The 25,154-nt window shown below is 49.2% G+C and carries 19 protein-coding genes; 6 read left to right on the top strand and 13 right to left on the bottom strand.

The features are described 5' to 3' along the window. Window positions 1-719: 719 nt before the first annotated feature. From NG346_RS09835 to NG346_RS09825, 3 genes are all read right to left on the bottom strand, one after another. Window positions 720-1,358 (bottom strand): trimeric intracellular cation channel family protein, encoded by a 639-nt coding sequence (locus NG346_RS09835; RefSeq protein WP_262280120.1) that lies wholly within the window; start codon window positions 1,356-1,358, stop codon window positions 720-722. A gap of 78 nt (window positions 1,359-1,436) precedes the next feature. Next, the gene (locus tag NG346_RS09830; RefSeq protein ID WP_262280119.1) at window positions 1,437-2,387 is read right to left on the bottom strand and encodes a D-2-hydroxyacid dehydrogenase; all 951 of its coding nucleotides are present in this window, start codon (window positions 2,385-2,387) and stop codon (window positions 1,437-1,439) included. A 105-nt stretch (window positions 2,388-2,492) separates the two neighbouring features. Next, a complete protein-coding gene (locus NG346_RS09825; protein ID WP_262288661.1) occupies window positions 2,493-3,767 on the bottom strand; it encodes a replication-associated recombination protein A in 1,275 nt (424 codons plus the stop codon). 324 nt (window positions 3,768-4,091) lie between these two features. Between NG346_RS09825 and NG346_RS09820 the strand changes: the two genes are divergently transcribed. From NG346_RS09820 to lpdA, 6 genes are all read left to right on the top strand, one after another. Further along, window positions 4,092-6,383, top strand: a complete 2,292-nt coding sequence (locus NG346_RS09820) for an NADP-dependent malic enzyme (protein WP_262280117.1) — start codon at window positions 4,092-4,094, stop codon at window positions 6,381-6,383. Window positions 6,384-6,601: 218 nt separating this feature from the next. After that, a complete protein-coding gene (gene gcvT, locus NG346_RS09815; protein ID WP_262288660.1) occupies window positions 6,602-7,687 on the top strand; it encodes a glycine cleavage system aminomethyltransferase GcvT in 1,086 nt (361 codons plus the stop codon). A 32-nt stretch (window positions 7,688-7,719) separates the two neighbouring features. Next, window positions 7,720-8,079: a glycine cleavage system protein GcvH gene (gene gcvH, locus NG346_RS09810; RefSeq protein WP_262280115.1), complete on the top strand. Its 360-nt coding sequence runs from the start codon at window positions 7,720-7,722 to the stop codon at window positions 8,077-8,079. Between the two features lie 122 nt (window positions 8,080-8,201). Beyond that, a complete protein-coding gene (gene gcvPA / locus NG346_RS09805) occupies window positions 8,202-9,521 on the top strand; it encodes an aminomethyl-transferring glycine dehydrogenase subunit GcvPA (RefSeq protein ID WP_262288659.1) in 1,320 nt (439 codons plus the stop codon). 47 nt (window positions 9,522-9,568) lie between these two features. Further along, window positions 9,569-10,957 carry an aminomethyl-transferring glycine dehydrogenase subunit GcvPB gene (gene gcvPB, locus NG346_RS09800; protein WP_262280113.1) on the top strand — a complete coding sequence of 463 codons (1,389 nt, stop codon included), beginning with the start codon at window positions 9,569-9,571 and terminating at the stop codon, window positions 10,955-10,957. Window positions 10,958-10,978: 21 nt separating this feature from the next. Further along, entirely contained in the window at window positions 10,979-12,313 is a 1,335-nt protein-coding gene (gene lpdA / locus NG346_RS09795; RefSeq protein WP_262280112.1) for a dihydrolipoyl dehydrogenase, read from the top strand. A 137-nt stretch (window positions 12,314-12,450) separates the two neighbouring features. Here lpdA and NG346_RS09790 read toward each other — a convergent pair whose 3' ends face one another. From NG346_RS09790 to NG346_RS09745, 10 genes are all read right to left on the bottom strand, one after another. Next, window positions 12,451-13,197: a YebC/PmpR family DNA-binding transcriptional regulator gene (locus tag NG346_RS09790; protein ID WP_154534451.1), complete on the bottom strand. Its 747-nt coding sequence runs from the start codon at window positions 13,195-13,197 to the stop codon at window positions 12,451-12,453. 97 nt (window positions 13,198-13,294) lie between these two features. Further along, window positions 13,295-15,763 (bottom strand): phenylalanine--tRNA ligase subunit beta, encoded by a 2,469-nt coding sequence (gene pheT, locus NG346_RS09785; RefSeq protein WP_262280111.1) that lies wholly within the window; start codon window positions 15,761-15,763, stop codon window positions 13,295-13,297. A 284-nt stretch (window positions 15,764-16,047) separates the two neighbouring features. Continuing rightward, window positions 16,048-16,746, bottom strand: coding sequence for a J domain-containing protein (locus NG346_RS09780; protein WP_262280110.1), 699 nt, complete (start codon window positions 16,744-16,746; stop codon window positions 16,048-16,050). Between the two features lie 133 nt (window positions 16,747-16,879). Then, window positions 16,880-17,431 (bottom strand): 30S ribosomal protein S16, encoded by a 552-nt coding sequence (locus NG346_RS09775; protein WP_262280109.1) that lies wholly within the window; start codon window positions 17,429-17,431, stop codon window positions 16,880-16,882. A 141-nt stretch (window positions 17,432-17,572) separates the two neighbouring features. Next, entirely contained in the window at window positions 17,573-18,919 is a 1,347-nt protein-coding gene (locus tag NG346_RS09770) for a citrate/2-methylcitrate synthase (RefSeq protein ID WP_154534447.1), read from the bottom strand. Between the two features lie 18 nt (window positions 18,920-18,937). Then, the gene (icd, locus tag NG346_RS09765) at window positions 18,938-20,122 is read right to left on the bottom strand and encodes an NADP-dependent isocitrate dehydrogenase (RefSeq protein ID WP_263010696.1); all 1,185 of its coding nucleotides are present in this window, start codon (window positions 20,120-20,122) and stop codon (window positions 18,938-18,940) included. Between the two features lie 13 nt (window positions 20,123-20,135). Continuing rightward, the gene (locus NG346_RS09760) at window positions 20,136-22,424 is read right to left on the bottom strand and encodes an aconitate hydratase (RefSeq protein WP_262280108.1); all 2,289 of its coding nucleotides are present in this window, start codon (window positions 22,422-22,424) and stop codon (window positions 20,136-20,138) included. A gap of 101 nt (window positions 22,425-22,525) precedes the next feature. Beyond that, on the bottom strand, window positions 22,526-23,707 hold the full coding sequence (locus NG346_RS09755) for a GH25 family lysozyme (protein WP_262280107.1): 1,182 nt from the start codon (window positions 23,705-23,707) through the stop codon (window positions 22,526-22,528). Then, window positions 23,704-24,495, bottom strand: coding sequence for a hypothetical protein (locus NG346_RS09750; RefSeq protein WP_262280106.1), 792 nt, complete (start codon window positions 24,493-24,495; stop codon window positions 23,704-23,706). Before NG346_RS09750 ends, NG346_RS09755 begins: the two co-directional genes overlap by 4 nt. Before the next feature lie 215 nt (window positions 24,496-24,710). Next, the gene (locus NG346_RS09745) at window positions 24,711-25,115 is read right to left on the bottom strand and encodes a YkvA family protein (RefSeq protein WP_262280105.1); all 405 of its coding nucleotides are present in this window, start codon (window positions 25,113-25,115) and stop codon (window positions 24,711-24,713) included. Window positions 25,116-25,154: the final 39 nt, after the last annotated feature.

Raw genomic sequence — 25,154 nt, 5'->3', positions numbered from 1 at the left:
GTGCACAGCCAAGCTGTGACCAATGGAAAATACTGGCAACTTCCTACGGCAGCATTACCTGCATCAGGTTCACGGGTATTATCTCAGCTTTGCCTTGTCGCCACGGGTGACACGGCTCCGCACCCCTCTGACGAGCATTTCTGCCCGTCATCTTTCAGTATGCATCAGAGACATTTTTTGCCCCCTTTGCTTTTAGTCGTGTGCAAAAATATAAATTTGTAACAAGAAAAAAGCGAATACACCGAATAATTATATCATTTTAACCCTTTCACTGCAACAAAAAGCTATTCTTTACACACCTATATCCTATCACTAACAACAGAAATAATTTCTACAAAAACACTTCCGCGACAACTTGTATTCCAGAGAAAGGAAAATAAAAAAAGCAAGCAGCAAAACGCCCCAAAAGAGCTTTAAAAGTGAGAAATCAGTGATTTCTTTATGTCATCTCAGTGGTTTTAGCTCATCAAACCACCGTTTTGATGAGCTAAAGCCACTGAGATGATTGAATATTCTCTAAAGAATTTCACAAGAAGAAGGTGATTTTGCAAATCGAAACGACGCAAGTATCACACAAATCATTGACAATTAGCAACTTATGTAATATTGCCAAAAGTCAAGAATTCACACTTAAGATCATACTTGCTCGCAAAAATCGCATTCTCATGCCCGCTTTTTTGTCAGTTTTTCTAACAACTGCTATTCTTCGACGCACTTGCTCAATGTGACTCGTCTTTCAGCAGAGGCAATGAGATATGATACTTCACTGCTAATATCCTGATTGCTACAATAACGACAAATGCCACTACCACGGTAACAGCCACATTGACATGCAACGAAATCATCAGCCAATAGACCAGACCGCCAAGTATGCTCGCCATCGCATAGATTTCCTTACGGAAAATTACGGGCGGCCGATTGAGCAGCAAATCACGGAGGACACCTCCGGCCGATCCCGTTATACATCCCATGGCAATAGCCACCCAAAAAGGATGTCCACAGACCAGTGTCTTTTGTATACCTGCTATTGTGAACAATGCCAAGCCAAGCGTGTCAAAGAAAAACCAGGCATTGTTTAAATGACGGAGCAAACGCGCGAAGAGTATCACCATCGCTTGGGCGAGAAAGGTGCAGACGATATACATCGGCGATGTCATCCAGAAAGGAGTCACTCCGAGCATGACATCGCGCAAAGTACCTCCGCCGATAGCCACGACAAAGCCACATACAAAGCCTCCAAACCAATCGTAATGCCTTGCTGCCGCATGACGTATGCCTGAGATGGCAAAGGCCAGTGTACCCAAGATCTCTATTGTCTGCTGAACAGAATGAATAAAAACAGGATCGTGATAAAACATTCTTTTTCTATTATTTCACATATAAAAGCCTTTGCGCCCATAGCCCTTCAGACGCGAGTTCTGGCCACAGAACCAGTTTCAGACATGATTTAAGTCTCGGCCTTCAACAAATGCCTTTATATTCTCAACACAAATCTCCATCAAACGTTCTCTTGCTTCCTTTGTTGCCCATGCGATATGCGGAGTGATATAGGCATGAGGCTGGGCGAAAAGGGGATTGTCTGCGCGTGGCGGCTCTTCCGTCATCACGTCAGCGCCGTAGGCTGCCAACTCACCATTTGCCAAGGCACAGGCCACAGCCTCTTCGTCCACGAGAGGTCCGCGTCCGGTGTTGATCAGTATTGCAGACGGACGCATCAACTTCAATCGTCGGGCATCTATGAGGTGATAGGTATCCTTGCTCAACGGACAATGGAGCGAGAGAATGTCAGACACGGCCAACACTCCCTCAAGCGTGGTCTTCTGTATGCCTTCGGGAAGATCGGTAGCGTTTTTTGAGGTCAAGGCAAACACGTCCATACCCAGTTCACAGGCGACGCGCGCCACTCTCATGCCGATATGCCCAAGCCCTACGATGCCCATCGTCTTCCCGGCCAATTCGGGCAGTGGCGTATCCCAATAGCAGAAGTCTGGATTGCGGCTCCACTTGCCTTGGCGATTCTCCTCAGCATAGTGAGCCACTTGATTAGTGATGTTCAGGATATGAGCGAACGTCATCTGCACCACGCTGTCTGTGCTGTATGAGGGAATATTTGTCACCACAATGCCTCGACGATGAGCAGCATCCACGTCCACCACATTATAGCCGGTGGCCAGCACGCCTATATATTTCAACTTTGGGAGCTGGGCCATCACCTCATCAGTGATATTCACCTTATTGATCAGCACAGCGTCGGCATACTTGGCACGCTCTACCACGTCTTCAGGAGCCGTCCGAGGATAAACAGTGAGATTACCAAACGCCTTGAGTGCATCCCAAGACAGATCTCCGGGATTGGCGGCAAAGCCGTCGAGTTCTACAATGTTCATGTTCAAAAGTCTTTTCTTTGATGTGATTACCTTGTTAAATACCGTACGACACCTTAATTATATATAGGCATCGAATACTGAAAAATGAGTTTTAATCCGCGTCGCCTATTCCTTATATCGGTCACCCCAACAGTTCAGCATGCGCTGATAGAGTCTTTCCTCCGACGGCGAGTGCTGGGCATGCCACAAGCGCAGACTCTTCAGCTGATCGGGAAGATACTGCTGTGGCGTGAAGTTGCCCGGATAGTCATGAGGATATTTATAGCCATCGTGGTATCCGAGCTCGGCCATTAGCTTGGTGGGTGCATTGCGCAATGGCAAGGGCACGGGCTGATTGCCAGACTTCCTGACTTCTGAGAGCGCCGCGTCAATGCCCAGATAAGCAGAATTGCTCTTAGGACTCGTCGCCAAATAGACGGTAGCCTCAGCAAGAGGAATGCGTCCCTCCGGCCAGCCAATTTTCATCACGGCATCAAAGGCCGCATTAGCCAAAAGCAGCGCATTGGGGTTGGCCAGTCCTATGTCTTCCGCGGCAGAGATGACCAGCCGACGCGCTATGAACTGCGGGTCTTCCCCGCCCTCTATCATTCTCGCCATCCAATAGAGGGCCGCATCAGGGTCAGAGCCACGGATGCTCTTGATAAAAGCCGAAATGATGTCGTAGTGCATTTCCCCATCCTTGTCGTAGGCCAAAGGATTGGTCTGGAGAAGCGACTCCGTCAGCTGGTCTGTGATAACCACCTCGTTGGCCTCTGTGCTCTTGACAATCAAGTCGAGGATATTAAGAAGTTTACGGGCATCTCCGCCACTGTATCTTAGCATGGCGCCATACTCCCTCAACTCTATATGCCGCTTACAGAGTTCAGGATCTTTGTCAACAGCCCGGTGAAGTATCTTCAAGAGATCCTCCTTTTCCAAGGATTTCAGCACATAGAGTTGGCAACGCGAAAGCAAAGGGCGAATCACCTCAAAAGACGGATTCTCCGTCGTGGCACCTATCAAGGTCACCACTCCCTGCTCCACGGCGCCTAACAAGGAATCTTGCTGAGACTTGGAGAAGCGGTGTATCTCATCGATAAACAGAATGGGCGACTGCTCCTGAAAGAAACGGCCCTGCTTGGCACGCGCTATGACATCTCTCACCTCCTTCACGCCACTGGTCACAGCACTGAGTGTATAAAACGGCACCTTGAGCGTGTGGGCGATGATCTGAGCCAGTGTCGTCTTCCCCACTCCCGGGGGGCCCCATAGAATAAAGGACGAAATACGCCCCGACTCTATCATCCGCCGCAACACACCATTTGCCCCTACAAGATGATCCTGACCTACGTAGTCATCAAGGGTCTGTGGCCGCATACGTTCCGCTAAAGGCTCTGACATATCATTTATCTCCTTATATGTTTTACAATCTACAAATTTACATATTTTCTATGATACTGCATCGTCTTTTCCTTAAAATTATATTAATCAACTTTTATCTAAAGTCTTTCATGCTACAAAGACCTTTCCATCATATCTATTCAATACCGAGAACACTTTAAGATTTCCATCACTTTCTCCCAAACCTACAAATTATTTATTAGACGGAAAGCAGAAGGCTACACAAAAAAAAAGAAAAACTTCTTTGGATTCAACAGATTTTATTATCTTTGCACTAAAATAAAAAGAGATAGAAAGTTTTTAAATCAAATAGATAACATTTTTATGGTAAAGATTACAGAGGAAGCTGCCCTCGCCTACCATGCCAATGGACGACCGGGCAAAATAGAAGTGAAGCCGACGAAGCCTTATCGTACACAAACCGATCTGAGCCTGGCTTATTCACCGGGTGTCGCCTATCCGTGCCTTCAGATACAGAAGAATCCTGACGATGTCTATAAATACACCGACAAGGGCAATCTGGTAGCTGTCATCTCCAATGGTACTGCCGTACTTGGACTGGGAGACATCGGCGCCATGAGCGGAAAGCCTGTGATGGAGGGTAAAGGATTGCTCTTCAAGATCTACGGAGGCATCGATGTGTTCGACATCGAACTCAATGAGAAGGATCCCGAGAAGTTCTGCGAGACCGTAGAGCGCATCGCTCCTACCTTCGGCGGCATCAACCTTGAGGACATCAAGGCTCCTGAGTGCTTCTACATTGAAGAACGTCTGAAAAAGAACCTCGACATCCCTGTGATGCACGACGATCAGCATGGTACTGCCATCATCTCCGCTGCCGGACTGAAAAATGCATTGGAAGTTGCCGGCAAGGACATCACCAAGGTGCGCCTTGTTGTCAACGGAGCCGGTGCTGCTGCTATCAGCTGTACAAAGCTCTATGTAGCACTGGGTGTGAAGAAAGAAAATATCATCATGCTTGACTCCAAGGGTGTCATTACTTCTGACCGTCCTAATCTGACACCACAGAAGAAGCTCTTTGCTACCGACCGTCGTGATGTTCACAATCTTGCGGAAGCTATCAAGGGCGCTGACGTCTTCGTCGGACTGTCTAAGGGTAACATTCTGACTCAGGACATGATACGCTCGATGGCTGAGAAGCCTATCGTATTTGCTTTGGCCAACCCTGTGCCGGAGATCAGCTACGAGGATGCCATGGCAAGTCGTCCGGACGTATTAATGTCTACCGGCCGCTCTGACTATCCTAACCAGATCAACAATGTTATCGGCTTCCCCTATATCTTCCGCGGTGCTCTCGACGTCCACGCTAAAGCCATCAACGAAGAAATGAAGATGGCGGCTGTCAATGCCATTGCCGACTTGGCCAAGCAGCCCATCCCCGACATCGTCAACGAGGTTTACCATGTCAATGATCTGACGTTCGGCCCCAAGTATTTCATCCCGAAGCCTGTGGATCCCCGTCTGATCACAGAGGTCAGTGCCGCCGTGGCAAAAGCTGCCATGGAAAGCGGTGTCGCCCGTACGCCTATCAAGGATTGGACAGCTTACAAGGATCATCTGCGTCAGATGCTGGGTCAGGAGACCAAACTCACACGCACTCTGCACGCCACAGCAGCACTGCATCCGCAGCGTGTGGTCTTCGCCGAGGGTGGTCATCCGACAATGATGAAAGCTGCCGTACAAGCCCAGCAAGAAGGCATCTGCCATCCTATCCTTCTTGGTAATCCCGATCGCTTGGCTCGTATCGCCAATCGTCTGAAACTCGACCTCTCGGGTGTGGAGATCATCGACATGCGCGCTGACAAGGAGCAAGGCCGCCGCGCTACTTACGCTAAGCACCTCGCAGAGAAGCGCGCAAGACAAGGCTACACCTTTGAAGAGGCCTACGACAAGATGTATGAGCGCAACTACTTTGGTATGTCCATGGTTGAGCAGGGCGACGCCGACGCTTTCATCACTGGTCTCTATACCAAATACAGCAACACCATCAAGGTTGCCAAGGAAGTGGTCGGCGTGCGCAAAGACTATAATACTTTCGCCACCATGCACATCCTCAACACCAAGAAGGGTGTCTACTACCTCGCTGACACGCTCATCAACCGTCATCCTGATCAGAATGTGCTCTATGACGTAGCTCGCCTCTCAGCCCATACCGTCCGATTCTTCAACGATGAGCCTGTGATGGCTATGATCAGCTATTCCAACTTCGGTACCGACGAGATCGGCTCACCGCAGAAGGTACATCAGACTGTAGAGATGATGCAACATGACTATCCCGACCTCGCCATCGACGGTGAGATGCAAGTCAACTTCGCTCTCGACAAAGAGCTTCGCGATGCCAAGTATCCTTTCACCCGTCTCAAGGGCAAAGATGTCAACACACTGGTATTCCCCAACATGAGCTCGGCCAACAGTAGCTACAAGTTGATGCAGTCGCTGGATCCCGACGTGGAAATCATCGGCCCTATCCAGATGGGTCTGAACAAGCCTATCCACTTCACCGATTTTGAGGCAAGCGTCCGCGACGTCGTCAACGTTACTGCTGTAGCAGTCATTGATGCCTATGTCGATAAGGTTAAGAAAGAAAAGAAGTAACCCTTCTCCTTTCTGAACACACACATAACGGATTGTAAAGAAGCTATCTTCTTTGCAATCCGTTTTTATTTCCTACTTTACCCTTGCCCCATACGATGGCAGTCATCTCTCTTGAAAGCTATTATTTCGATTTTAACTTACTTTAGTAGCCTTTTTCTTGCAGTGTATTGTTTAAACCTTTATTTTTGCAACAAATATACCTTGTTACATAAATGTCTATGAATAAGAGAACATGTCTCTACGAGCGGCACTGTCAGGCAGGAGCCCTCATTCAGCCATTTGGGGGCTTCGATATGCCCATCCAATACACATCTATTATAGATGAGCACAATGCTGTGCGGCAGCATTGTGGCGTTTTTGATGTCTCGCACATGGGCGAGATTATCGTGACGGGTCCTGACGCTGAAAAGTATGTCAACCACATTTTCACCAATGACATCACCGATGCCCCTATCCACAAGATCTACTATGGTATGATGCTTTACCCTGATGGAGGAACCGTTGACGATCTGCTTGTCTACAAGATGGCACCCAACCACTTCTTTATCGTTATTAACGCTGCCAACATCGACAAAGACGACGCATGGATGCGGGAGCAAGCCCAGGGATTTGATGTCACACTCGACAACAAGTCTGATTATTATGGTCAGCTTGCTGTGCAAGGCCCCGAATCGCCAAGCGTTATGGAAGAAGTGTTGAAGATACCTTGCAGTGAACTTGTTTTCTACACTTGCAAAACATTGGAAATCGATGGTGAGGAGGTGATCATCAGCCGCACCGGCTACACTGGTGAGGACGGCTTTGAGATCTACGGTTCCACAGGCTTCATAGTCAAGCAATGGGACCAGCTGATGGCAAGCCATCGTTGCGTACCCTGCGGACTCGGCTGTCGCGATACGCTGCGCTTTGAGGTAGGACTGCCTCTCTATGGCGATGAGCTGTCAAAGGACATCTCACCAATTATGGCGGGCCTGAGCATGTTTTGCAAATTGGATAAGCCAGAATTCATCGGCAAAGAGGCACTTGTCGAGCAAAAGACTAATGGCGTGACACAACGGTTGCGCGGCATAGAGCTTGACGACAAAGCTGTGCCCCGTCATGGCTACACAGTGCTCAAGGATGGCAAGCCTGTCGGTGTGGTCACTACGGGCTATCGTCTCATTTCTGTGGATAAGAGTTGTGCCGTGGCTTTGGTAGACGCTTCGCTCAAGTTGGGCGACCGCGTGGAGGTTCAGATCCGGCGTAAGACGTTCCACGGAACTATTGTCAAGAAGAAATTCTATGATAAGCATTATCACAAATAATATACTCATTAACCATTAATTCCGCACCTATTATGACTTATTTCAGTGAATCACACGAATATGTAAGAGTTGAAGGAGAGTTCGGCTATATCGGCATCACCGACTACGCTCAGAAACAATTGGGTAATATCGTCTACGTCGATATGCCGGAAGTAGACGATGAGATCACCGCCGGTGAAGTCTTCGGTGCCGTGGAAAGCGTTAAGGCTGCCAGCGACTTGATTGCCCCTATCAGCGGCACCGTCGTAGAGGTAAACGAGGCTCTGGAAGATCATCCTGAGCTCATCAACCAGGATGCCAATGATAATTGGATCATCAAGGTGAGCATCGCAGACACTGATGAGCTTCAAAAGCTCATGACAGAAGAAGACTACAACAAGAAAAACCAATAACCTCGTGTACGGAAATAGAATGGCAGTCCGCTATAATTATCGTCTCATCCTTCAAGTATGAGGATAAGACAAGTCATAACGGATATGACATTCTATTTCTGATATTTCAGTAAATCTAAGCTATGTTTAAATATTTTCCACAAACGACTGAAGACATCCAAGAAATGTTGCAGGACATAGGGGTCAGTTCCATTGAAGACCTCTACGCGGATGTCCCTGATTCCGTCCAGCTCAAGGGCGACTACGACATGCCGGAAGCAATGAGCGAGGTGGAAGTGCGCAAATATTTCGGTCACCTTGCCAAGGACAACCGGGAGTTGACGTGCTTCGCCGGTGCAGGTGTCTATGACCATTATATTCCCTCTGTCATCCCGCAAATCGTAGAGCGTTCGGAATATCTGACGAGCTACACGCCCTATCAGGCCGAGATCTCGCAAGGCACCCTCCACTATATCTTTGAATACCAGACAATGATGGCTCGACTGACTGACATGGAGGTGAGCAATGCGTCGATGTACGACGGTGCCACAGCTACGGCTGAAGCTGCGATGATGGCCTGTGCTATCGGTCACCATGCCGAGACCATACTGGTGTCGGCAACTATCGACCCGAAAGTAAGAAAAGTGCTTGATACCTATGCTCATTTCCATGGCATGGTTGTGAAAGAAATCCCGCAAAACGAGGGCGTCACCGACTTTAGTCAGATGGAGGATGCTCTCTATCAGGGTGGTGTTGCCGGCGTGATCGTGCAGCAACCTAACTATTATGGTATTGTTGAGGATCTGAGTGGTGTGGCTGATACTTGCCATGCCAACAAAGCACTGCTGATCATCAACAGCATTGCCGCCGACTTGGCTCTGCTGAAGACTCCCGGAGAATGGGGAGCTGACATTGCTGTCGGTGAGGCACAGAGTTTGGGCTTGCCCATGGCCTGGGGAGGACCTTACCTCGGATACATGTGTACCACGGAAAAATATATGCGCAAGATGCCGGGAAGAATCGTCGGACAGACAGTCGACGGCAATGGGCAACGCGTCTTTGTGCTGACTCTGCAGGCCCGCGAACAGCATATCCGTCGACAGAGAGCCACCTCCAACATCTGCTCCAATGAGAGTCTGATGGCACTGTGGGTGACTATCTATATGGCACTTATGGGCAAGTTGGGACTCAGAGAGGCTGCACAAACGGGCTGTGATGGAGCACACTACCTTCACGATCAACTATTGGAAACCGGACATTTCACCGATACATTCAAGGGCAAGGAATATCTTAATGAATTCTGTGTCAGATACGACGGTGACCTCGACGCTCTGCAGGCTAAATGGCTGGAGGCTGGCTTCCTCGGTGGTGTTAAGATCGATGAACATACTCTCATGCTGGCTGTCACCGAGCAGAGAAGTAAGGAAGAGATCGACGCACTGGTAGCACTTGTTAATTCTTAAATGCTTGACTCCCCATTAGCACTGGTTAATTCTTAAAAGAGAAGGTTATGAACAACAAGTTATATCATCATCTGATTTTCGAGCTGAGCCATCCCGGACGCGTTGGCTACAGCCTGCCACATAATGCTTTTCCTCATCATGCCCTCCCCTCGGATGTCTGCCGCGACAAACCGGCAGAGCTTCCCGAGTGCGACGAGATGACAGTTGGGCGGCACTATACCAACCATAGCGGCAACAACTTCGGTGTCGACAACGGATTCTACCCATTAGGATCCTGCACGATGAAATACAATCCCAAGATCAATGAGGAGATTGCCGCCCTACCCGCTTTCACTCATATTCATCCTCTACAGCCTGAGCAGACTGTCAAGGGATGTGAGGAGGTGGCCACAGCCCTGCGTCGTCAGCTCGCAGCACTTACGGGAATGCACGACTTCACGCTCAAACCTTGCGCTGGTGCTCACGGAGAGCTCACGGGACTGATGATCATCAGGGCTTATCACGAGAGCCGTGGAGACATGAAGCGCGTCAAGGTCATCGTACCCGACTCCGCCCACGGCACCAATCCTGCATCTGCTGCTGTGTGTGGCCTGCAGGTCGTGGAGGTCAAGAGTCTTGCCGACGGCACCGTCGACATCGATGACCTGCGCTCAAAACTCGATGACACCGTAGCAGCCATGATGATGACCAATCCCAATACACTCGGACTCTTTGAGCACAACATTGTGGAAATCGTTAAGCTCGTACATGACTGCGGCGGACTGATGTACTACGATGGAGCCAATCTCAATCCTCTATTGGGTATCTGTCGCCCGGGTGACATGGGCTTTGACGTGATGCACCTCAACCTCCACAAGACCTTCTCCACGCCTCACGGCGGTGGTGGACCCGGCAGCGGCCCGGTGGGTGTGCGCCAAGGACTGGAGCAGTTCTTTCCTATGGTCAATCCTTATCACGGCAACTTCCTCGTCGAATTGCGCGCCCTGACATATATTCTTTCTTTGGGTAAAGAAAACATTAAACATGTAGGACCGCTTTCAACGCTCAATGCCACCTACATCCGCCATCAGTTGAAAGACGACTACGAGTTGCCGATTGAGGGGCTTTCCAAACATGAGTTTGTTTTCAACGGACTGAAAGATAAATCTACGGGAGTCACCACACTTGACGTTGCCAAACGGCTGCTTGACTTTGGTTTCCATGCTCCTACGATCTACTTCCCGCTGCTTTTCCACGAGGCCATGATGATCGAGCCTACGGAAAACGAGAGCAAGGAGACACTCGACCGATTCATCGACGTAATGCATCAGATAGCACGAGAGGCCAAGGAAACACCAGACATGGTGAAGACTGCACCACACAATACACCCATCTCGCGTGCCGACGATGTGTTGGCAGCCCGTCATCCTGTATTGACATTTAAGGAAAACAACTAAGAAAGACATACATTAGTAAGTATGATAGAAACAGATTTAATGATCATCGGCAGCGGACCGGGCGGTTACGAAACCGCTCTTTATGCTGTCAATAAGGGATTGAAAGTGGTGTTAGCCGAGGAGAGAGAGGTTGGGGGGACATGTCTCAACCGCGGCTGTATTCCCACCAAATCTTTGCTCCATGATGCTACAAAGGCGGCTTCGGGTAATACAGAGCTCCAAGCTGAAGCTTTCAAGCGAGCCATGGAGAGAAAAGAACAGGTGGTAGCGGGTCTTCGTCAGGGCATCTCCACTTTGCTCTCTAATCCTGCCATCACACTGTTGCAGGGGCATGCAACCTTTGTAGATGCAAAGACAGTCACCGTCGGTGAAGAAATAGTAAAACCTCAGCATGTGATCATCGCGACAGGATCAAAGGTCAAGATGCCACCGTTACCAGGGATTAAGGAGCCGCGCAGCCCCTACGTCTTCACGTCAGACGACTTGCTTTCCTCTCCAATTCTGCCCCCGAATGTGTGCGTCATCGGAGCTGGTGTCATCGGCTTAGAGATGGCAACGATGTTCCGGGACTTTGGCTGTAAGGTCGATGTCGTGGAGTTTCTTAGCGAATGTCTGCCCACCGTAGATGGTGAAATCGCCCGACGACTGCGCAAGACACTGGAGAAGTCCGGTATTAAATTCCATCTTGCTTGTCAAGTTTGTGAAGGCAATGGCAATGAAGTCATCTATCTCAATACAAAAAAGAAAACCGAGGAACATATCGTTTCCGACTGCATACTGGTGGCTACTGGACGGGCACCGCAAGTGGAGGGACTAGAGCTTGAGACAGCCGGCATACAGTACAATGGCCACGGCATTCTCGTCGACGATGATTTTACCACCACAGTGCCTGACATCTACGCCATTGGCGATGTCAATGGCCGACAGATGTTGGCTCATGCAGCAACAGCGCAAGGACGCCATGCGGTCAACCGCATTCTTGGCCTTGAAGACCGCATTCGCTTCGACATCATGCCCGCTGCTGTCTTCACCCGTCCTGAGGTAGCTTCCGTGGGACTGACAGAGGAGTTGGTTAGATCTCAGTTCCCCGACTATACCACCCACAAAGGCTTCTACCGTAGCAATGGCAAAGCACAAGCTATAGAGGCTACCGAAGGGCTCGTCAAGATCATCTGCGACGGCAAGCAACCTGATTCAAAGATTGTCGGATGTCATGTCATGGGAGCCAATGCCGCGGCTATCGTACAAGAAATGGCTGCGCTGATGAATTTTGACGTTACTCTTGAGCAACTGAGAGACATCATCCACATTCATCCTACCCTCAACGAAGTCTTGCTTCAAGCTGTCAGCGACTGAGGCCAAATGCAGAATGTCCCGCCTGCAAAACTTATGTTAATATAACAGGAATAACAAAAGAAGACCGCATTTTAGCATCAATATCGATGCAAAATGCGGTCTTCTTTATATACGATTATACTATGTCTGCTTTTTAATTATTCAGCCTCCTCTGTAGTCTCCTCAGGCTTCATATTTGTATAGACATTCTGTACGTCGTCGAATTCCTCAAGACGCTCAACCATCTTGTCGATTGTCTCACGCTGCTCAGGAGTGACATCCTTCAGATCGTTAGGAATGCGGGTAAACTCAGCGCTGGTGATCTCGAAGCCGTTCTCCTCCAAATACTTCTGGATGTCGCCAAAGCTTGTCGGCTCGCCATAGATAGTGATCTCGCCAGACTCCTCATCCTCGTCGTAGTCGTCGTCCACTCCGAAGTCGATCAATTCCAGAATCAGATCATCCATATTGGTATCGTCCTTCTTCTTGAAAGTGAACACACATTTGTGGTCAAACAAGAAGCTCAAGGAGCCCTGAGTACCCAAGTTACCATTGAACTTATTGAATACAGAACGCACGTCAGCAACCGTACGGGTCGTGTTGTCCGTCAGAGTATCTACAAAGACAGCGATTCCGTGAGGGCCATATCCTTCGTAGGAGACCTCCTTGTAGTCGCTCTGGTCCTTGCCCATTGCATTTTTGATGGCACGCTCGATATTGTCCTTAGGCATGTTCTCACGCTTGCAAGTGGCAATGATGGCACGCAATGTCGGGTTGTTCTCCGGCTCAGGGCCGCCAGCCTTGACAGCAATGGCAATCTGCTTGCCCAACTTGGTAAACGTACGGGCCATGTGGCCCCATCTTTTCAGCTTTGTAGCTTTACGGTATTCAAATGCTCTTCCCATAATTGAAAAGTAATGTAGCTAATCTCGTAGCTTAAATCTTTAACTATATTATTTTTGATTCTCTATTTTGCTTTACGCTTTGCATGGCAGACCTGCCCTATCGCAGCTCAGCACCGAGCTTTGTGGTGAGGTTGTGGATCAGCTTCTTCATGATCGCGTCGATCTGCTTGTCGTTCAAAGTCTTCTCCTCGTCCTCAAGGATGAAGTTGACGGCATAGCTCTTCTTGCCGTTAGGCAGGTTCTTGCCCTGATAAACATCGAAGAGCTCAACACGCTTCAGAAGCTTCTTCTCACTCTGGTAAGCGATCTGCTCGATTTGTGCAAACTCCACATTGTCGTCGACCAACAGAGCCAGGTCACGGCTGACAGAAGGATACTTGCTGAGTTCCTTGAACTCCACCTTATTTTTCTTGATAGCCTTCAAGATGCCAGTCCAGTCAAACTCTGCGTAGAAGACATCCTGGTCGATGCCCTGCGGTGCCAGCACCTTGTGGGAAAGTTTGCCATAGTTGACGAGTGTCTTGCCGGCACGATTGTTAAGTGCGATACCTTCCGAGAAAATGTTGTTCTCGCTGTGAGCCTCGACAAGCATGTGCGGAGCGACACCGGCACGCTTCAGAATATTGTAGACATAAGCCTTCAACTGGAAGACAGAGGTATCCTCATCGGCATGTGCCCAAGAGCCCTCAACAAATTTACCAGTCAGCCAAAGGGCGAGATGATAGTCCTGGGAATAGGCCTTGATAGGAGCCTCGGGCGTATTCTTCTCAGCAGCATAACTGTAGACATTGCCCACCTCGAAGAAGCGTAGATTCTTGGCCTTGCGGTTGACATTGCGGGACAACGACTCCAAGCCACCAAAGAGCAGCGTCTGACGCATCACTCCCAAGTCTGAGCTGAGCGGATTCATGATCTTCACCGTCTTTTCCCAAGGATAAGTATTGAGCTCATTGGGTTGATAGTATGAAGTCTTCGTCAGAGAGTTGTTCAGAATCTCATTGAAACCGCAACCCACAAGCTGCTCGCTGACGATATTCTCCAGTCGATGATCTTTATCCTCTTCGCCGGCAACCGTCAACGAAGATTTCAACTGAGTAGGAATCTCCACGTTGTTGTAACCATAGATGCGAAGGATGTCTTCAACGACATCACAGGGACGCTGCACGTCCACACGATAAGCAGGTACGGTGAGTTCGAGTCCCTCTTCATCCTCATGGTCGATGCGCATCTCCAAGCTCTTGACGATACTCTTGATTGTCTCGTGACCTAATTGCTTACCAATCAGTCTGTCGCAATATTCGTACTTCAGATTTACTTTAAAGTCGGGTAACGGGTCTGGATAGACATCGTTGATCTGCATCGAAACCTTGCCACCGGCCAACTCCTGACAAAGGATGGCAGCCTGCTTCAAAGCGTAGATGGTGCCGTTGGGATCGATGCCACGCTCGAAACGGAAGCTGGCATCTGTGCTCAATCCATGACGGCGGGCACTCTTGCGGATCCATGTCGGATGGAAATAAGCACTCTCCAAGACCACATTCTTGGTTGTCTCATAGGTGCCACTGCCCTTGCCACCAAAGACACCGGCGATACACATAGGCTCTTCGGCATTGCAGATGCTGAGGTCGTGCTCGCCAAGGATATGCTTCTGGCCGTCGAGTGTGATGAACTCTGTTCCCTCGGGCTGCGTCCGAACCACGATCTTATGGCCCTTGACCATATCAGCATCGAAGCAATGCATCGGCTGTCCATAGGCCATCATGATGTAATTGGTGATGTCCACGATGTTGTTGATCGGACGGAGGCCGATGACCGTCAGCTTGTCCTGAAGCCATTTAGGACTCTCCTTGACATCACAGTCTGTGATGCTCAAGCAGGCATAGCGCTTGCAGGCCTCATGGTTCTCAATATCCACCTCAATAGGCAGGTCGTTGTTGTCGACATGAAAACGTGAGCAGTCGGGACGATGCAAACTGGTCTTGTAGCCGCGCTGAACGAGCCAGGCATACAAGTCACGGGCAACGCCATAATGGCTGAGGGCATCGGCACGGTTGGCCGTGATGTCAATGTCGATTACCCAATCGCTCTCAAGATGATAGTATTCTGCTGCGGGCGTGCCGACGACAGCGTCATCAGGGAGCACGATGATGCCAGCGTGGTCTGTACCCACTCCGATCTCATCCTCAGCACAGATCATGCCGTAGCTTTCCACACCACGAAGCTTTGATTTCTTGATAGTGAACTCCTTGTCGCCGTCATAGAGCACGCAGCCAAGGTCAGCCACGATAACTTTCTGTCCGGCTGCCACATTGGGAGCACCGCAGACAATCTGCTGGGGCTCGCCTTTGCCAAGATCCACCGTAGTGATATGCAAATGGTCACTATTGGGATGCATCTCACACGTCAGCACCTTACCGACGTAAAGTCCTTTCAATCCTCCTTTGATTGCCTGAACTTCCTCCAAGGCGTCAACTTCCAAACCTGTAGAAGTAAGCGCGTCCGCTGTCTCCTGTGGCGTCAGGTCGAAATCAACATATTCCTTGAGCCATTTATAAGAAATCTTCATTATATAATGATTTTATGTTTCCGTATATTGATAATATGATGCAAAGTTACTAAAAAAAAACGAGCCCTCAAAAGTTACTTTAGAAAAAATCGAAATGCCTGAGAATCATTCTGTCTTATCAAGCCTTCAACACAAAGAGAATGGCGTAAAACGACTCTATTTCTCTCACTCTCAACGGTCAGCCATGATTTGAAAACAAAAAAAGCAGCTCCTACCATTAGATAGAAACTGCTTGAATGAAATGTTTATTCTATGAAAGAGAAGAGCGCAACGGCATTCTTTGTTTATTGCGCCATCTGCATCTGACGGAGCAGATCCTTTTGCTTATCGTTGAGATTTGTCGGCAACTTCACTTTGTAGGTGATAATCAGGTCGCCGTATGTGCCGTCACCTCTGTCATAACCCTGGTTACGTACGCGCACCTTCGTATCGTTTTGCGTTTCTGGCTTTACTCTCAGTTTGATTTTCTTGCCATTATTGAGCTGAATGACGATCTCTCCACCGAGCAACGCCGTATAGAGATCGATATAGACATTGGCATTCATCTCGCCATTGCTTGTCCGCATTCTACTGCCACCCGCTGACGAACGAGAACCGCCCATATTGCCAAAAAGATCTTCGAAGAAGCTGGAGAAACCTCCACCACCACCAAATTGCGAGAAGTCGAAATTGTCGAAAGGCGATCCTCCACCTGAACTCCAATGGAACGAGCTGCCGCCATTACCTCCTGCGCCACCGGCTCCATTGAAGGCATCGGCCTCTTTCCAGTGCTCGCCAAACTGATCGTATTTCCTACGCTTCTCAGGATCATTGATCACCTCGTAAGCTTCGTTGAGTGCCTGGAACTTTGCTTTTGCCTTTGGATCATCGGGATGCAAATCCGGATGAAACTGTTTTGCCCGCTTCAAATATGCCCGACGGACGTCCTTCTGCGGGATGTCCTTGTCGACGCCAAGAATCTTGTAATAATCAATAAATGCCATAATCTTATCCTCCTGTTTTTAATTAGCATAGCTACAAAAAATATGCCATGCAGCGCTAAGAGGGCGTAAAAAAAAGGATGCACTGCAATAAGCAATACATCCTTTGATTATTTCTTTGAAAGAAAAGTGAGGATTAAGCCTCAGCAGGAGCCTCCTCTGCGGGAGCCTCAGCCTGAGCAGCCTCAGCAGCCTTTGCGGCCTCAGCCTCTGCCTTAGCAGCAGCCTCAGCAGCCTTCTTGTCAGCCACCTTCTTAGCAATAGCCTCATTCACCTTCTTCTCAGCCTCCAACTCCTTGGCAGCTGCGTCCTCACGGCTCTTGGTCTCTGCACTGCGAACAGCATTTAACTTCTGCTCCTTGGCAGCTTTCCAAGCGTCGAACTTCTGCTGGCAGGCAGCCTCGTCAAAAGCGCCCTTCTTAACGCCACCGCGCAGGTGCTTCATCATGTAGACGCCCTCACCCTTAAGGATGTTGCGGACTGTGTCTGTTGGCTGTGCACCGGTCTCTACCCAGTACAAAGCACGGTCGAATTTCAAATCTACGGTTGCAGGATTGGTGTTCGGGTTGAAAGTACCGATCTTCTCTGTAAACTTACCATCACGTGGTGCTCTTACATCAGCAATCACAATGCTATAGAAAGCATAGCCCTTGCGACCACCGCGCTGTAATCTGATTTTTGTTGCCATTTTGTTTTGTATAAACTATTAATTGTTTGTATCATGCTCCTAACTCGTAGAAGTAGATGCAAAGTTACTACATTTTTCTAAGAAGCTGTATGTCTACGGCTTTCTACCTCTAAACATTTAAGAATTATTAAGCTACAACGGTTATCTGTCTTTAATGGGCACATAACTTTTCTGCTCCAAGATGTTCTTGTAAGCAGGACGGATGATGCGACGGCCTTCAAAGTTCAGTTCCTCGATACGATGGGCTGTCCAGCCGACAATACGTGCCATAGCAAAAATAGGCGTATAAATCTCCTGTGGAAGACCTATCATCTCATAGATGAAGCCACTGTAGAAGTCGAGGTTGGCACAGATTGGCTTTGTAGTCTTGCGGAAAGCAGAGACACACTTCACGCCCTCCTGCTCGATGAGCTTCAGGAAGTTGTACTCCTTGACCATTCCCTTCTCCTTGGCTAACTCACCGGCCAACTTCTTGAGCTCCACTGCTCTCGGATCGCTCATGGTGTATACGGCATGGCCGATGCCATAAACCAGACCTGTCTTGTCGTAAGCCTCCTTGTTGAGCATGCGGTTGAGATAGGTATCGATCTCGTCGATGTTGGTCCAGTCAGAGATTTGCTCCTTGAGATGGTGGAACATATTGATCGCCTTGATATTGGCGCCACCATGCAAAGGTCCCTTGAGAGAGCCGATTCCCGCAGCTATACTGGAATAGGTGTCGGTGCGGGTTGAAGAGGTCACACGCACCGTAAACGTGGAGTTGTTACCACCGCCGTGCTCAGCCTGTATGATAAGCAGCAAATCGAGCATACGCGCGTCGAGTTCGGTGAAGTCTTCATCCTTAAGCATATAGAGGAAGTTCTCTGCGATCGTCATGTTCTCACGCGGATGACGGATATTGAGACTGCTGCCCTGCATGGAGTGGCGATAGATGTTGTAAGCGTAGGCGATGATCGTCGGGAACTTGGCAATAAGCTCGATGGACTGCCGCATAAGATTGTCGCGCGAGATGTCATCGGGATTAGGATCAAAGGTGTACATCTCCAGCACGCAACGGGCCAGGATGTTCATGATGTTGCTGCCTTCCAAGTCGATGATGTGCACAATCGTACGATGGTCAAGCGGCATATTCTCATTGATCAGCTCACGGAAAGCCGTCAACTCCTCCTCATCGGGCAGATTGCCGGAGAGGAGCAAGTAAGCAATTTCCTCGAAACCGAAACGCTTCTCTTTCAGCAATGGAGAGACAAGGTCGTCGAGTTCATAGCCACGATAATAGAGCCGACCCGGACAAGGACGCAGCGATCCGTCGTCATTACGCTCGTAGCCAACGACATTACCGATATTGGTCAGTCCGACAAGCACACCTGTGCCATCCTCATTGCGCAGTCCACGCTTCACACCATATTTAGTAAAAGCCTCGCGAGGGATCTTGCAAGAGTTCTTCACCTCATCGCTCAACTTGTATATCAGATATTCCTTTCTCATAACACCGTAACTTTTAGCTTACTTCAAAATACCTTTGATGACAGCGTCACCAAATTCTCTCGTACCCAACGACTTTCCGTCGGTCATCATCCGCGCAAGGTCAGCCGTGGCCGTATGGTGGCGGTAAAGCTCGGCCAGACTCTGCTCAATGGTCTGTCCTGCTTCTTTCCATCCGATGTAGTCAAGCATCATCACCGCCGAAAGCAATATACTCGAAGGATTGACGATATTCTTTCCGGCTATGTCGGGAGCGATGCCGTGAGTAGCCTCAAAGATAGCATGCCCCGTCTGGTAATTGATATTGCCACCGGGAGCAATGCCAATGCCACCCACCTGAGCCGCCAACATATCAGAGACATAGTCACCATTGAGATTCATCGTGGCAATGACACTATAGTCCTGCGGCTTCAAAAGCGCATTTTGCAAAAAAGCGTCGCAGATGCAGTCCTTTATCACCAGGCGACCGGACTTCAGTGCATCGCCGTACTCGCGCTCTGCCAACTCGTAAGCCCATTTCTTGAATCCGCCTTCGGTGAACTTCATGATATTGCCCTTGTGAACCAATGTCACTGACGGAAGATTGTGGGACAGGGCATATTCTATGGCCGCACGGACAAGACGCTCCGAACCCTCACGGCTGACGGGTTTGACACCAAAGCCAGAGGTCTCGGGGAAACGAACCTTCGTAACCCCCATCTCGTCATGGAGGAACCGGTAGAACTTACGGGCGTCGTCTGATCCTGCCTCCCATTCGATACCAGCGTAGATGTCCTCCGTGTTTTCACGGAAGATGCACATATCCACTTTTTCCGGATGCTTCACAGGACTCTCGATACCTTCAAACCAATGGACAGGACGCTGACAGACATAGAGGTCGAGTCCTTGGCGCAGCGCTACGTTCAAACTACGAATACCACCTCCGACAGGAGTCATCAGAGGACCTTTGATGCCCACAAGACACTCCCGGAAGGCATCCATCGTGGCCTGCGGCAGCCATTCACCGGTCCGCTCGTGGGCTTTGCCACCGGCGAGCACCTCTCTCCATTCGATCTTGCGCTTACCGCCATAGCATTTCTCCACTGCGGCATCCACGGTTGCGCGCATGATGGGTGATATCTCTTTGCCTACACCATCTCCTTCGATGAAAGGGATAGTCGGATAATCGGGTACTATGAGTGCCCCGTTTTGTTTACTGATATTCATAATAGTATCCTGTTTAAGATCTTAAAAGGTTGTTCAAAGCTGAGCCAGCCTTGAACCATTCGATTTGTATTTGATTATAGGTGTGGAGCGCCTCGAAACTATCACTCGTCCCATCCTTATGCGTCAAGGTGACCGTCAACGATTTCCCCGGGGCGAATGCTTTAAGACCGGTCACGGAGATGCGGTCATCCTCCTGCACCTTATCATAGTCATCCTTATTCGCAAACGTCAGTGCGAGCATACCTTGTTTTTTCAAGTTGGTCTCATGGATGCGGGCGAAGCTCTTTGCCAACACCACCTTGACATTGAGAAAACGGGGCTCCATAGCTGCATGCTCACGCGAAGAGCCCTCGCCATAGTTGTCCTCTGCCACGATGATGCTGCCCATGTTGTGAACTTTATAATCTTTCGCTGCGGCGGAGACGGCTTTGTACTGACCGTCGATCTGATCCTTCACGTTGTTACTCTCATCGTTGAAGGCATTCACTGCTCCCATCAGCAGATTGTCGGAGATGTTTTGGAGATGGCCACGGAAGCGAAGCCAAGGACCAGCCATAGAGATGTGGTCAGTCGTGCACTTGCCTTTGACCTTGATCAACAACGGCATATCCACCAAGTCATTTCCATCCCAAGCTGCGAAAGGCTCCAGCCGTTGCAGACGCTTGGAACCGGGAGCGATGACGACTGGCGCATCGGTATGCTGATCCGTAGGAGGAACGAAGAGACCCTCCTGCTCCAATGTAGTGATGGCATCTCCTTCTTTTCCACAGGTGAAGCCCTGGGGTGGGAAGACAAAGCCCTGAGGCTCCTTGAGCATCACCTCCTTACCTTCTTCATTAGTCAGTTTGTCTGTTGCAGGATTGAAATCCAGCTTTCCGGCTAAGGCCAAGGCCACCGTCATCTCAGGCGAGCCTATAAAAGCATAAGTATTGGGATTGCCATCAGCACGGCGACGGAAATTACGATTGAAAGAGGTGACAATGGCATTCTTTCGGGTGTTGTCGTCGGTATGTCGTTTCCACTGACCGATACACGGGCCACAGGCGTTGGCCATGACCACGGCACCAATAGCACGGAAATCATCCAAGATGCCATCACGTTCTGCCGTACAGCGGATCTGCTCCGAACCAGGGCAAACAATAAGTTGCGCCTTCACCTTCAGATGCAATGCCAAAGCCTGACGGGCGACAGAAGCCGCACGAGACAAGTCTTGGTAAGAAGAGTTGGTGCAGGAGCCAATCAGCGCAACCTCTACGTTCATCGGATAATCGTTGGCCGGACCTTTCTCACGCATCTGAGAGATCGACGTGGCAGCGTCTGGCGTAAAAGGACCATTAAGGTGTGGTTCTATCTTGGAAAGATCGAGGTCGATGACCTGATCGTAATACATCTCAGGCTGAAGCTCCACATCAGCGTCGGCTCTAAGATCCGCAGCATGCTGACGTGCCATCGCAGCCACCTGTTCGCGACCGGTCTGACAGAGATACTCATCGGCGTTATCGTCGTAAGGGAATAAAGAACAGGTTGCGCCCAATTCTGCTCCCATGTTGCAGATGGTGGCCTTACCTGTGGTAGACAAGCTCTTGGTGCCTTCACCGAAATACTCCATAATTGCATTGGTACCGCCTTTGGTCGTCAACAGTCCGAGGATCGTCAGTATGACATCTTTGGGTGCTGCCCATCCTTGAAGCTGTCCATGAAGATGAACGCCAATGATACGAGGCATACGCAACTCCCAAGGCTGTCCGGTGAGAACATCTACGGCATCCGCGCCACCTACGCCGATAGCAGCCATGCCTAAACCTCCCGCATTGGGCGTATGAGAATCGGTACCGATCATCATACCACCGGGGAATGCATAGTTTTCCAGAACCACTTGATGGATGATGCCTGCACCAGGCCCCCAAAAGCCAATACCATATTTATTTGACGCAGACCGAAGGAAATCATATACCTCCTTATTCTCTTTACAAGCCACTCCAAGATCATCCTTGGCACCTTCGTCAGCACGGATAAGGTGATCGCAATGCACTGAAGCTGGAACAGCGACATGCTCTCTTCCCGCATTCATAAATTGCAGCAAGGCCATCTGTGCCGTAGCATCTTGCATCGCCACTCTGTTCGGTCGAAAATCAGCATAATCGGCACCACGCTTCAGTGGCTTCAACGATGCTTCATCATAAAGATGAGTAAAGAGTATTTTTTCGGCATAGGTCAACGGTCTTTTCAATGTCCCTCTTACCGTTGAAATCTTGGAAGAATAAGCAGCGTAGAACTGCTTCACCATTTCGATATCCAACATATAATTCCCTTTATTGATTAAACTCGTTGCAAATATAGTAATTTTTCTTTGAATTGATACTATATTTGGATAGAAATTAATCAAAATGAAAGGAAATTCTATTAAAATTCGATTTTATAGCCGTTAAACACGTTAATATCTACCGCACCGTGAATACCGTCGACCCTCCCGTCGGGTGCCAACTGCCAAATCTTCAACTTAATGTCCGGCTTATATTCACCATAGCGAGCGATCCAAACGGGATAACTGTGCTTAATGTCCGGAGCCGAGTCGAGATAGCGGTTGACAAACGTCTGACTGATGTAAAGAATCGGCCGTTTGCCCGTGCGGCGCTCTACCGTACGAAGCCACGCCCTCACATTTTGCCACATTACTGTCACACCACCCATCTTGCGTATTTGACTGGGCAGCAGTTCCAAGTCCAGCACCGGCGGCAAGTCGTTCTGCGCCACGCAGCTATTAGACAAGAAAAAGGCGGCCTGCTGACTGCCGGACGAGCGATGCGTGAAATAGTGGTAGGTACCCGTAGGATAGCCATGCTTACGTGAAGCGGCATAATCCGAAAGGTAGTAAGGATTCAGCATAGAGCTGCCTTCGGTGGACTTGATGAAGATAAACGAGATCTTATAGTTCACATGTCCACTCACATTTTTCTTCGACAGCGTGCCCAAATGGGTAATACGCAGGCGCGACCAGTCGATGCCATAGCGATGCTTTCCTTTCACATGCTGATATTTCGACAAGTCGATGCCATAGAGCCGTGAGGAATTGTAGTTCAACCGCTCTCCTTTATACACATCATCCTTCCACTCTCCTACTCTGAAGAAACGATGCTGACTGGAAAAGCCAAAACCTCTGCGACTTCCCTTTTGCCAAAAGCCCTCATAAAGCGTGCTCTGGTTATCGATCAGTGTGCCATAGCCATTGGCCTGCAGCTGACGGTTAAAGTCACCCTTATAAAGTCCGGCAGAATCCCTACGCACACCACTCGTCAGTGTGTCATGGTTCCAAACACCGTCTATTCGGTTTCCTAATGAGTCCAAAGTCCACCCTTTACCCTGGCGCAAACCATTCTTCCATATACCACTATATATAATGGAGTCGCCATTCGAGAGCGTACCCAAGCCATCAGGCTTGCCATGAAGCGTCTGTCCCTGGTAAGTCTTACCTTGCCACGACATCTTGGCAACGTCGTTGGTCTTCACTGTACAGCCGTTGAACAGAAGAGCCAAGAACGGCAGGAAAAGGAAAGTAGAGAGAATATGTCTCAAGCCTGATTTCATAACGACCCCTCCTTATCTACTAATCCCACAAAACGGCCATGAAGCGTGAATACTGCTGTTCCCGGCTGGGCAAAGGCATGAGCCACCCCAATTTTCTGCCCACGATCATAATCACCGCGGGTAAGAATTGTATGGTCTTTCCGCCGGATGTCGGCAGGTGACAACGTGACGGTGATCACCTCTTTATGCCGGGACACTCCCCAAGGCACATTCTTCACCGCCCGGCATCCCCAAGGAATGACAGTTTTATCGGTATGCACAATGACAGGAAGGCTGATGCTGTCAGACGGAATGCGCAGTAAGCGACAAGAGCGACGATGCAGCTGTCCCTTATCATCATACCACGACACCGTGAAACGACACTTATAAAGCAAAGTCAAATGACGCTGACCCAACTTGCTGGTCGCCGCGCTTAAACGCTTCAAAGAGTCGAGTTGCTGTTTTTGCCATGCGCTGTAAGCGGCGATACGGTTGTATCCTTCGTCCTGGACATTATGACAGCGTAGATAGTATTCCAACTCCTTTCTGACCATTGTAGAGCGATGCAGCGCCACAGACAAAGAGTCACGCTGACGTTTCAAAGCAGTATCAGGCTGTATTTTTGCAAAATGAGAAGAAGGAAAAGAAAGCAATGTCAACACACGACCATCACAACTCGGCCACCACCAATGGCGATTGATCCATACTCCTTGCTGATGGATGGGATGTACCTGTAAGTCAGTAACATGCTGACCATCGCTCAAGCAAAGCGTAGCTGTTCCATCCAACATACAGACAGACTTTCGCATGTCGTTTTCCGTTGCAGGCAAAGCCATACAAGTAAGCCAAAACAACAACATCAAGGGGAGAATCACCGCAATATAGACTCTCCGTCTCACAATGAATGGTATGATCTTTCTTCTCAGCATCACTCTGATCTCAAACCTCCAATTCTATACTCCTAAATACGAGTGCAAAGTTACTAAACATAAATGAGAATCCTTTGCAAACGGAAGAGTATTTTTTATTGGTCGGCATCGTCCCAGAGATGATTGGCCTCTTCAATTTCGTCCTCATCAAACCATTTCGACAGTTTGTCGTAAGCACGCTTCTTCACATCGTCGGTAAGGTCACCCTTGATTTTGCGTAACACATACAACAATACTGCCACATCATCGCCCAATCCAGCGATAGGTATTGCGTCGGGGATAACATCCAAAGGACTGATCAGATAGCCCAAAGCGCCAATGATAATCGCTTTGTCCTTCAATGGTACATCCTTGCTCTGAAGCGTGTAGTAAAGAATGAGCGCAGCATATACGAGTTTGGCTCCTGCCCGCTTGGCGATATGAGAAATCTTCTCGACAAACCCTGAAGCAGTGTATTTGTCGCTGTACTTCATAAAATCCGGTAACTGTAAGTCTTTCATATAGTTTTAGTCGTTAAGTTTAAGTATTCATTCTGTTTA

This window comes from Hallella absiana (assembly GCF_025457485.1).
GTDB lineage: Bacteria > Bacteroidota > Bacteroidia > Bacteroidales > Bacteroidaceae > Prevotella > Prevotella absiana.
The sequence above is the reverse complement of the archived record's forward strand: the minus strand, read 5'-3'. Positions and strand labels throughout refer to the sequence as shown.